The sequence below is a fragment of the Campylobacter showae CC57C genome (genome assembly GCF_000344295.2).
Taxonomy (GTDB): Bacteria; Campylobacterota; Campylobacteria; order Campylobacterales; family Campylobacteraceae; genus Campylobacter_A; species Campylobacter_A showae_B.
This window is the reverse complement of sequence record NZ_AOTD01000215.1, coordinates 1-9,265: the sequence shown is the minus strand read 5'-3', so window position 1 is coordinate 9,265 and position 9,265 is coordinate 1. Positions and strand designations below refer to the sequence as shown.

Annotated in this window: 9 protein-coding genes; 8 read left to right on the top strand and 1 reads right to left on the bottom strand. The window is 48.5% G+C overall.

The genetic code is table 11. From position 1 onward, the window contains the following. Positions 1-93 precede the first annotated feature (93 nt). The 6 genes from H740_RS08345 to H740_RS11550 all read left to right on the top strand — a co-directional run bounded on the left by H740_RS08345 (position 94) and on the right by H740_RS11550 (position 5,968). Complete coding sequence (locus H740_RS08345; RefSeq protein ID WP_002953219.1) at positions 94-987, top strand: polyprenyl synthetase family protein; 894 nt, start codon at positions 94-96, stop codon at positions 985-987. Further along, positions 987-2,279 carry a glutamyl-tRNA reductase gene (hemA, locus tag H740_RS08340; protein WP_002953218.1) on the top strand — a complete coding sequence of 431 codons (1,293 nt, stop codon included), beginning with the start codon at positions 987-989 and terminating at the stop codon, positions 2,277-2,279. Before H740_RS08345 ends, hemA begins: the two co-directional genes overlap by 1 nt. Beyond that, positions 2,276-3,988 (top strand): proline--tRNA ligase, encoded by a 1,713-nt coding sequence (locus H740_RS08335; RefSeq protein ID WP_002953217.1) that lies wholly within the window; start codon positions 2,276-2,278, stop codon positions 3,986-3,988. The genes hemA and H740_RS08335 overlap by 4 nt, the downstream gene beginning before the upstream one ends. After that, the gene (locus H740_RS08330) at positions 3,985-4,422 is read left to right on the top strand and encodes an FxsA family protein (protein ID WP_002953216.1); all 438 of its coding nucleotides are present in this window, start codon (positions 3,985-3,987) and stop codon (positions 4,420-4,422) included. The genes H740_RS08335 and H740_RS08330 overlap by 4 nt, the downstream gene beginning before the upstream one ends. Next, on the top strand, positions 4,410-5,345 hold the full coding sequence (gene hemC, locus H740_RS08325) for a hydroxymethylbilane synthase (RefSeq protein ID WP_002953215.1): 936 nt from the start codon (positions 4,410-4,412) through the stop codon (positions 5,343-5,345). Before H740_RS08330 ends, hemC begins: the two co-directional genes overlap by 13 nt. 485 nt (positions 5,346-5,830) lie before the next feature. Continuing rightward, complete coding sequence (locus H740_RS11550) at positions 5,831-5,968, top strand: twin-arginine translocation signal domain-containing protein (protein ID WP_002953214.1); 138 nt, start codon at positions 5,831-5,833, stop codon at positions 5,966-5,968. A 43-nt stretch (positions 5,969-6,011) separates the two neighbouring features. Here the strand turns inward: H740_RS11550 and H740_RS08320 are convergent, their stop codons facing one another. Next, complete coding sequence (locus H740_RS08320; RefSeq protein WP_002953211.1) at positions 6,012-6,734, bottom strand: lecithin retinol acyltransferase family protein; 723 nt, start codon at positions 6,732-6,734, stop codon at positions 6,012-6,014. Between the two features lie 116 nt (positions 6,735-6,850). On the opposite strand from H740_RS08320, the gene H740_RS08315 reads away from it, so the two are divergent. Beyond that, positions 6,851-8,659 carry a menaquinone biosynthesis decarboxylase gene (locus tag H740_RS08315; protein WP_002953209.1) on the top strand — a complete coding sequence of 603 codons (1,809 nt, stop codon included), beginning with the start codon at positions 6,851-6,853 and terminating at the stop codon, positions 8,657-8,659. A 100-nt stretch (positions 8,660-8,759) separates the two neighbouring features. Then, positions 8,760-9,265 (top strand): thiamine-phosphate kinase (locus H740_RS08310; protein ID WP_002953207.1); only part of this gene is annotated, 506 nt, incomplete at its 3' end.

Below are 9,265 nucleotides of genomic sequence, written 5' to 3'. Positions count from 1 at the left end.
GGACGTGGAGTTTTTGGACCCGCCAAAAAAGCAGAGCGGCGCTCAAAATAGCGCGCAAAACGCCAGATAAAAGCAAAATTTAAGTGAGCATAAATGGAAAAAATCGATCTGATAATGAAAAATTTTATCGCAGAGCTTGGTTATGAGCCCGCAAATGCGATGTTTGCTCGGATAAACTCGGGCAAAAAGCTGCGCTCTAAGCTACTTTTAAAAATAGCGTGCGAGAGCGAACAGAGTCTCAAAATTTGCGCGATTATCGAGCTTATTCACCTAGCTAGCTTGCTTCACGACGACGTGATCGACGATGCCGACACGAGGCGCGGAAGCCCGAGTATAAATGCGAGCTTTGGCACCAAAAACGCCGTGATGCTGGGCGATATCCTCTACTCGAAGGGCTTTTACGAGCTGTCGAAATTCCCGCACGAGATCGCGGGCGAGATATCGGGCGCGGTTAGTAAGCTAAGCGTGGGCGAGATGATGGATGTGGATCTCTCGGCTAAATTTAACGAAGACAAATCCGCATACGAAACGATGATCTACTACAAAACCGCCGTTTTGATCGAGGCTGCAGCTGCGGTTGGAGCGATGCTGGCCGGATTTGACACGCGTAATTTTAAAATTTACGGCAAAAATTTAGGCCTAGCATTTCAGATAATCGACGACATCCTAGACGTCACGCAAGATGCCGCGACGCTTGGAAAGCCGAATTTTAGTGACTTTAAAGAGGGTAAAACGACGCTGCCCTACATTTATCTTTACGAAAGCTTAAACGAATCAGACAAAGAGAAGCTAAAAAACCTGTTCAAAAAAGATCTGAGCGAGTCAGAGCAGGGCTGGGTGAGGGCAAAGATGAACGAAACGGGCGCGATAAAAAAAAGCATAGAAGCGGCTAAAAATTTAGGCGAGCAGGCGATAAAATCGGTAGAGAAATTTAACATAGACGGCCTAGAAAGTATCGTAAAATCAATGATAGATAGGGAATTTTAATGCATTACGCAAGCGTGAGCTTTACGCACAAAAACACCGATATATCCGTGCGTGAAAAGCTCTCTTTTTCTAACATCGAGCGCAAAAACGAAATTTTACGCCTCATTAGCTCCAGCCAAAACATCAACGAGTGCATGGTGCTAAGCACCTGCAACCGCGTCGAGATCATCGCTAGCGTAAAGACGGTCGAAGGCGCTAGCAAGCACATCATCGCCTGCATGTCGCTCATCTGCGGTATCCCTTTTGAGGAGCTGCAAAGCAGAGCCGACATCTACGAGGATAACGGCGCCGTGCATCATCTTTTTGCCGTAGCTAGCTCGCTAGATAGTCTTGTTATCGGCGAAACGCAGATCGCGGGACAGCTAAAAGAGGCGTATAAATTTGCCCGCGCTAACGGTAAATGCGGTGCGAAGCTCGGCAGGGCGATGGAGTTTGCCTTTAAGTGTGCGGCGGAGGTGCGAAACAAAACCGAAATCTCCAAAAATCCGATCTCGGTCTCAAGCGTCGCGGTGGCGAAGGCAAAGGAAATTTTCGGCACGCTAAACGGCATGGTCGCCGTGATAGTGGGTGCTGGCGAGATGGCGGAGCTAGCCGCAAAGCATCTAATCGCAAGCGGCGCGCGAACGATAATCATCAGCCGAAACAAAGAGCGCGCTAAAAATTTAGCCCTAACGCTGGGGGATAATAACGAATACGACTCGCTTTCAAACGTAGCGCAGTACATAAATAAATATCAAATAATATTTTCCGCGACCGCCGCGCCGCATCCGGTTTTGATCGACGCGATGGTAGAGCCAAAGGAGTTTAAGCGTTACTTTTTTGATATAGCCGTGCCGCGCGATATCGCGATCGCACAGGGCGAAAATATCAAAATTTACGCTGTGGACGACTTGCAAGAGATCGTAAATAAAAATCTCGCCCTGCGCGAGGAACAAGCTCAGATCGCATACGGTATCGTCGGGCGAAATACGGCGGCGTTTTTCCAAAAGCTGCGCGAGGTGGCCGTCACGCCGCTAATAAAAGGCATAAGAGAGCAGGCTAAAGAGTGCGCCCAAAGAGAGCTAGCAAAAGCCCTAAAAAAGGGCTATCTAAAACATAGCGACAAAGAGGAGGCGTATCGCCTCATACATCAGGTTTTTAAGGCGTTTTTGCACGCGCCGACGATAAATTTAAAAAACCTCGCGGGCGCTGCCGGAAGCGAAGCGCAACTAAGAGCTATCGGGGAAATTTTTAACGTCGCGGAGCAAACGCCGCAAGAAGAAAATAATGAATTTGAATGGGAGAACGAATGAAATTTAGCAAACTTTACGCGCCGACGGCAAAAGAAGCGCCAAAAGACGCGAGTCTGGCAAGTCATAAATTTTTGCTCCGAGCGGGCTACGCCGAGCAGGTAGGCAGCGGACTTTACAACTTTTTGCCGCTTGGTAAACGTGTGCTTGAAAATATAAAAAATATCGTCAAAGAGGAGCTTGACGAGGCGGGCGCGCAGGAGATCTCGATGAGCTTCGTTACCTCCGCCGATCTTTGGCGCGAGAGCGGGCGTTTTGACGTCTACGGCAAGGAGCTTTTGCGCTTTAAGGACCGCAAGGAAAACGACTTTGTTTTAAGCCCGACAAACGAAGAGAGCGTCGTCGCGCTCGTGCGAGGCAAAGTGACGTCATATAAACAGCTGCCGCTAAATTTGTATCAGATAAATACCAAATTTAGAGACGAAGCAAGGCCGAGATTTGGGCTACTTAGAGGGCGCGAGTTTTTGATGAAGGACGGATATAGCTTCCACGCAAACGCCGATGATCTGGACCGTGAATTTGACCTGATGGAAAAAACTTATAGCAAAATTTTTACTCGTCTTGGGTTAAATTTCCGCGCGGTTAGAGCCGATAGCGGCGCGATAGGCGGCAGCGGAAGTAAAGAGTTTATGGTGCTTGCAAATAGCGGCGAGGATGATATCATCGTCTGCGAGAACTGCGACTACGCCGCAAACATAGAGGCCGCAACCCGCGCAAAACGAACGACGCAGGCGGAGCGGCCCGAGGCTGACGCGGCTAAATTTTTAACTCCGAATGCCAAAACCATCAAAGACGTGGCAGAGTTTTTTAGAGTTGATGAGTTTTACTGCATAAAAGCGGTGATAAAAAAGGCGATTTTTATCGGCGATAAAGGCGAAAAGAGCGAGAAAATCGTGGTATTTTTCGTGCGCGGCGAGGATGAGCTACAAGAGGTTAAAGCCCAAAACGCGTGCGGGGCGCTCGAGCTAGCGGACGCGACCGAAGCCGAGATCGCGGCAGCCGGGCTTGTGGGCGGATTTTGCGGGCCGGTCGGGCTAAAGGGCGTGGAGTTTTACATCGATAAGGAGCTTGAGGGCGAGTCGCAGATGATCTGCGGCGCAAACGAGCGAGATTATCACTTCGTCGGCGTTAGCGTTAGCAGCTTTAACGCCGATCGCTTTAAAGACCTAACCGCGGTCAAAGCCGGCGATAAGTGCCCTTGCTGCGGCGGAAATTTAAGCGTTAGCAAAGGTATCGAGGTCGGGCATATATTTAAGCTAGGCACCAAGTACTCTGAGCCGATGGGTGCTACGTTTTTGGACGAAAACGGCAAGGCAAAACCGTTTATTATGGGCTGCTACGGTATCGGCGTTAGCCGCCTGGTCGCCGTCGCCGTCGAGGCTAGCCACGATGAAAAAGGCATAATCTGGAACAAAACCCTAGCTCCGTTTAAATTTGAAATCATCGTCTCAAATTTAAAAGACGAAGAGGGCGTTAAATTTGCTCAGGGGCTTTACGAAGACCTACGCGCGGCGGGCGTTTCGGTACTACTTGACGATAGAAACGAGCGCTTTGGCGTTAAAATGAGCGAATTTGAGCTGATGGGATTTCCTTATGCCGTGATCGTAGGCAAGGGGTTGGCAGAGGGCACGGTCGAGCTCGTTACGCGTGACGGCCTAGTTAAAGAAACGCTCAAAGCGAGCGAAATTTTAGCGCGCCTAAAGAGCCTATGATAAAGCATTTTTTTACGCCCTACGTCGTTTTAGAGATCGCAGCAGCGTATTTTTTTATCCACGCGTACGGATTTTTAAATTTGGTCCTAGAGGTTATCGCATCGGCCATTTTGGGGCTGTTTTTTATGTTTCGCGTCGGATTTTTTCAGCTAACTAGCAATATCGCGTTTTTTAAGCCCTCAGACGTCTTTAGTAGCGTAGGTATGGCGATCGGGGGCTTTTTTATGTTTATCCCGGGGCTTATCACCGACGTTTTTGGCGCGGTGATCGTAGCGGTCGCGTTTTTTGCAAATTTAAAAAACGGCGGCGAGTGCAAGAGCGGGAGCGAATATTATTACGAAAAATTTGAGAGCAGACGCGACAAACCGCGCGATGACGGCGAGATCATCGACGTTGAAGTCGTAGAAGAAAAGAGGCAAATATGGAAAAACTAAAAATCGCAACGAGAAAAAGCGTGCTGGCGATGTGGCAAAGCGAGCATATCAGGGATAAAATTTTATCGCGCTACCCAAATCTTGCGGTCGAGCTAACGGGTATGAAAACCAAAGGCGACGTGATACTTAATACGCCGCTAGCCAAAATCGGCGGTAAGGGGCTATTTACAAAAGAGCTGGAAGATAGCATGCTAAGCGGCGAAACGCACATCGCCGTGCATAGCCTAAAAGACGTGCCCGTCGTTTTCCCAGAGGGACTGGTGCTGGCCGCGATCTGCTCGCGCGAGGATGTGAGGGACGCGATGCTAAGCGAAAAATATGCTAAATTTGAGGACCTGCCCCTGGGCGCGCGCGTGGGCACGACGAGCCTGCGCCGTAAAATGCAGCTACTTTTTATGCGTCCGGACCTTGAGATCATCTCGCTACGAGGCAACGTCAAAACCCGCCTGCGCAAGCTAAAAGAGGGCGAATTTGACGCGATTATCCTAGCGATGGCGGGCGTGAACCGCTTAAATTTACGCTCCGAAGTAGCACATATCGTGCCGTTTGAGCTAGATCAGATGGTTCCTGCGATGGGGCAGGGGGCGCTCGGTATCGAGGCTAGAGATGATGCTGGGATTTTAAATTTGATAGAGTTTTTAAAAGACGAAAAAGCTGTGATAGAGACGACTGTGGAGCGTGATTTCGTCGCGATGCTAGAGGGCGGTTGCCAGGTACCTATCGGCGTAAATGCAAATTTAAACGGCGACAAGATCGAGATACGCGCGGTCGTGGGGCTACCAGACGGTAGCGAGAGCATACGCGAAAACATCGTCGCGCAAAAAAGCGAGTGGAAGAGCGTGGGCGCCGAGCTTGGACGGATATTTATCGGTAAAGGCGCAAAAGAGCTGCTAAAACGCGCCGAGGAGATGGCCAACTCTTGATGAAAAACCTCACATGGGCTCTTTATCTCCGCGCTTTTTGCGCAGGTTGATTTGGAGCTCGTGCACTAGCTTTTTACTTATAAAAATTTCTACAAAAACTCAAATTTGAAGGTCGAAATGTGAGATTGCCTCAAAAATAACTTTTACTCGCCGAGTAAATTTGGCTAGATAAATATCGCGAAGCTCGGGCAAAGCAGCGATTTTAGCGGGATATTTCGTATCTCGCTTACTTCTAAAAACGCCGAAACGGCATAGCCTGATACTAAAAAGTTGCACCTATTACACGCCTATAAAGAGGATAAATTTTTAAACTTATTATCAGTGGCGTGACAGATAATAAGACTCGACTTTTGCGCGTCCAGGACGAGGCTGGTTTGCCACAGATGAACACTGGCGAGTTTATAATGACAGAGCGGCTTTGATCAAATTCTAAATGCTATCTTTTTAAGACGTCTTAAGGTAAATTTATAGGTCAAATTTGACGCGTGATATTTTTAAAGTATCCAAAAAGACGAAATTTCTTAAAATTTGCCGCCGTTTCGGGAGCTGCGGCGCTACCTAGCGCGCTAAATGCTGCAAGCCAAAACGCGGATAAAATACCGCGAAATAAAGCCGTGATTTAAAAGTACCTTTTAAATTTGACCAAGCGTCAAAACCGTAGTTGGACTAAATTTTTATATTAAAATCCTTTGCGATCTTTGTCTTTAAGTCCGCGCCGATCTTTTTAAACATAGCGTTCATTTCGGCATTTTTGTCCTTAAATTTCTCTATTTGCAAATTTGCCTTATCGCTGTTTTCTTTTATCATCTCGCGAGCTTTTTGCTCCGCGCTATCTTTCATAAATTGCGCAAGCGCGGCGAACGATTTTACGAAAGTTTCTTTGATCTCGTTCTTAGTTTGTGCGCCGAAAAGTTCACTTATGATCTGCCCTAAAAGTGGCTCTATCTCGCTAAATAGCGCCGAGTTTTGCTTTACGTTTTGCACCTGTTCGCTCATATGCTCGCCAAATACGCACTCGTTGCAAAAATGCTCGCAGTTGTTGATGAGCAGGTTGTATTTTTGCTCGCCTACGCGGGCTTTGGCGCAAAGGGATATATCTGTGCCGCTAAACGGTGCATTTGCATGCTCTTTTATCTGCCAAGTATCGCCGCTTGCAAACTCCTCGAGGCTAGTCATCTCCACTTTTGCGATATTGCGCTTATCTAGCGGCACGACATTGCTTAAGATCTCCTCAAAGCAGCTCTTTTCAAAAACTATCCCGCGCGCCAAGCCGTTATAGTGCACGACCATATCGTCTCCGACGTAGATGCCGTGGTGCTCGTAAAGCTTGATGCCAAGCACGCTTCTATCTACGAAAATGTGATCGCCTATGTTTGGTAAGTTTTTCATATTTCTCTCTATAAATTTTTTAAAAAATCGCAATAAAATGACAAATTTAGCCCAAATTTGCTAAATTTAACTTTATTAAAATTTGGATAACTAAGTATAAATTTATAAGGAAAAATATGGACTACATCAAGCTTCTAAAAGATAACGGCCTGCTGCGCGTCATTGATGAGCCTGCGGATATCGATCTGGAGATCGCGCACGCAAGCTACATCGAGGTCAAGCGCGAAAACTCGCAGGCGCTGCTTTTTACAAATCCCGTTTGCAAAAAAACGGGGCGCAAATTTGCTCCCGTGCTAGCTAATATCTACGGCTCAAAGCGCGCTTTAGAGCTTATTTTTGGACGCGATCCCGATGAGATCGCGAGCGAGATCGAGCGGCTTTTAAAACCTAAAAAACCTAAAAGCTTTGGCAAAAAGCTAAATTTTGCCGCGTATTTGTTTGAGATGAGAAAAATTTTCACGAAAAGATCAAAAGGCGAGGGCGAATGTCAGCAGGTCAAATTCATGGGCGATGACGTCGATCTATTCTCGCTTCCCGCGCTAAAAACGTGGCCGCTTGACGGAGGCGCCTTTATCACGATGGGGCAGGTTTATACGCAGAGCCTAGACGGCGAACTGCAAAACGTCGGCATGTACCGACTGCAAATTTATGGTAAAAATCGCCTCGGTATGCACTGGCAGATCCACAAAGACGGCGCGAATTTCTTTAACGAATACAAGCGCGCAGGCCGCAAGATGCCAGTCTCCGTGGCAATAGGTGGCGATCCGCTCTACATCTGGTGCGGTCAGGCGCCGCTACCAAAGGGCGTGTTTGAGCTGCTGCTTTACGGATTTATCCGCAAAGAGCCGGCCAAACTCGTAAAGTCGCTGACGAATGAAATTTACGTTCCGCACGACGCGGACTACGTGATCGAGGGTTTTGTGGATACGGATAAATTTGAGCTCGAGGGGCCTTTTGGCGACCATACCGGCTTTTATACGCCAGTGGGGCCATTTCCGGTGATGGAGGTTACGGCGATCACGAGCAAGCGTGAGCCCGTATTTCACGCGACCGTGGTCGGCAAGCCGCCGCTTGAGGATAAGTATATGGGCTGGGCGACCGAGCGTATTTTCCTGCCGCTTTTGCGCACGACGGTGCCCGAGCTTCTGGACTACAATATGCCTGAAAACGGCGTCTTTCACAACCTGATCCTAGCTAAAATCAACACCCTTTATCCGGCGCACGCCAAGCAGGCGATGCACGCGTTTTGGGGCGTGGGGCAGATGAGCTTCGTCAAACACGCGGTTTTTGTGGGTGATGATGCGCCAAATTTGAGCGATTATGACGCGCTTACGGAGCATATTTTAAACCGTTTCGGCGATAAAAGCCTGCTAATTAGCGAGGGCGTGTGCGATCAGCTCGATCACGCGAGCCCAAACTCGTGCTTTGGCGGTAAGCTGGGCATCGATGCGACGCAGGATTTTTCTACGCCTGCGCCGGTGCTTTTGGATGACGCCGCGCTACTAGCTAAATTTAAAGAAATAGAGCCGAATTTAACGCAGCTCGTGCAGTTTAAAACAAATACCAAAACGCCGATTTGCGTCGTCAAATTTGACAAAAATCGCCTCGTAAAAGAGGTTTTTAATGAGCTTTTGAAATTTAAAGAGTACTTTAAACTACTAGTTTTCGTCGGCTGCGAAAACCGCCTGGAAAATCCATATATGCTGCTTTGGCGCGTGACAAATAATATCGACGCTCTGCGCGATATCTACGTGCGTGAGGGCGCGGTCTGTATCGACGCGACCGCAAAAGGCGAGGCCGAGGGCTATACTCGCGGCTGGCCGCTGCAAACAGACTGCGACCGCGAAGTCGTGGCCGACCTCGTTAAGCGCGGCATAGTAAAAGAGGAGCCCGAGCTGTTTAGTAAATTTGAGATTTTCGGATAGATTTTAAACTCGGCAAATTTGAGAGGTTAAATTTGCCGAGCCGCCTAAATAAATTCGTTTTTCAAGCGCCTTTTTAGCCCGAATTTTATAAAATCGCAAAATGGATAAAGAACGCCTAATAATCGATAAATTTAGCAACTCCTTCATCGGCGACGACGGCGCCGTAGTGGCGCATGAGCGTAGCCGGTGGGTGTATAGCAAGGATCTTTTTTGCGAGGGAACGCACTTCCTGGCAGGCTGGCTAAGTATGGAGGAGATCGCGCGCAAGGCGATGCTCGTAAATCTCTCCGACGCCGTCGCGATGAACGCTAAGCCTAAATTTGCGCTTTTGGGGCTTGGGCTACCAAAAAACACGAGCGCGGATCAAATCTCGGCGCTACGCAAGGGATTTGCCGACATTTGCGACGAATACGGCGTTACCATCATCGGCGGCGACACTATCGGTAGCGATAAAATTTTACTTAGCGTTACGATTATTTCACAGCTTCGAGGCAAGGCAGTTTTACGAAGCGGCGCGAAAAAGGGCGATCTAGTCGCTTTTACGGGCGAGCTGGGAGGCAGTCTAAAAGGACTTAGGACGCTTTTAAACGGCGGGCGGATCGCGTC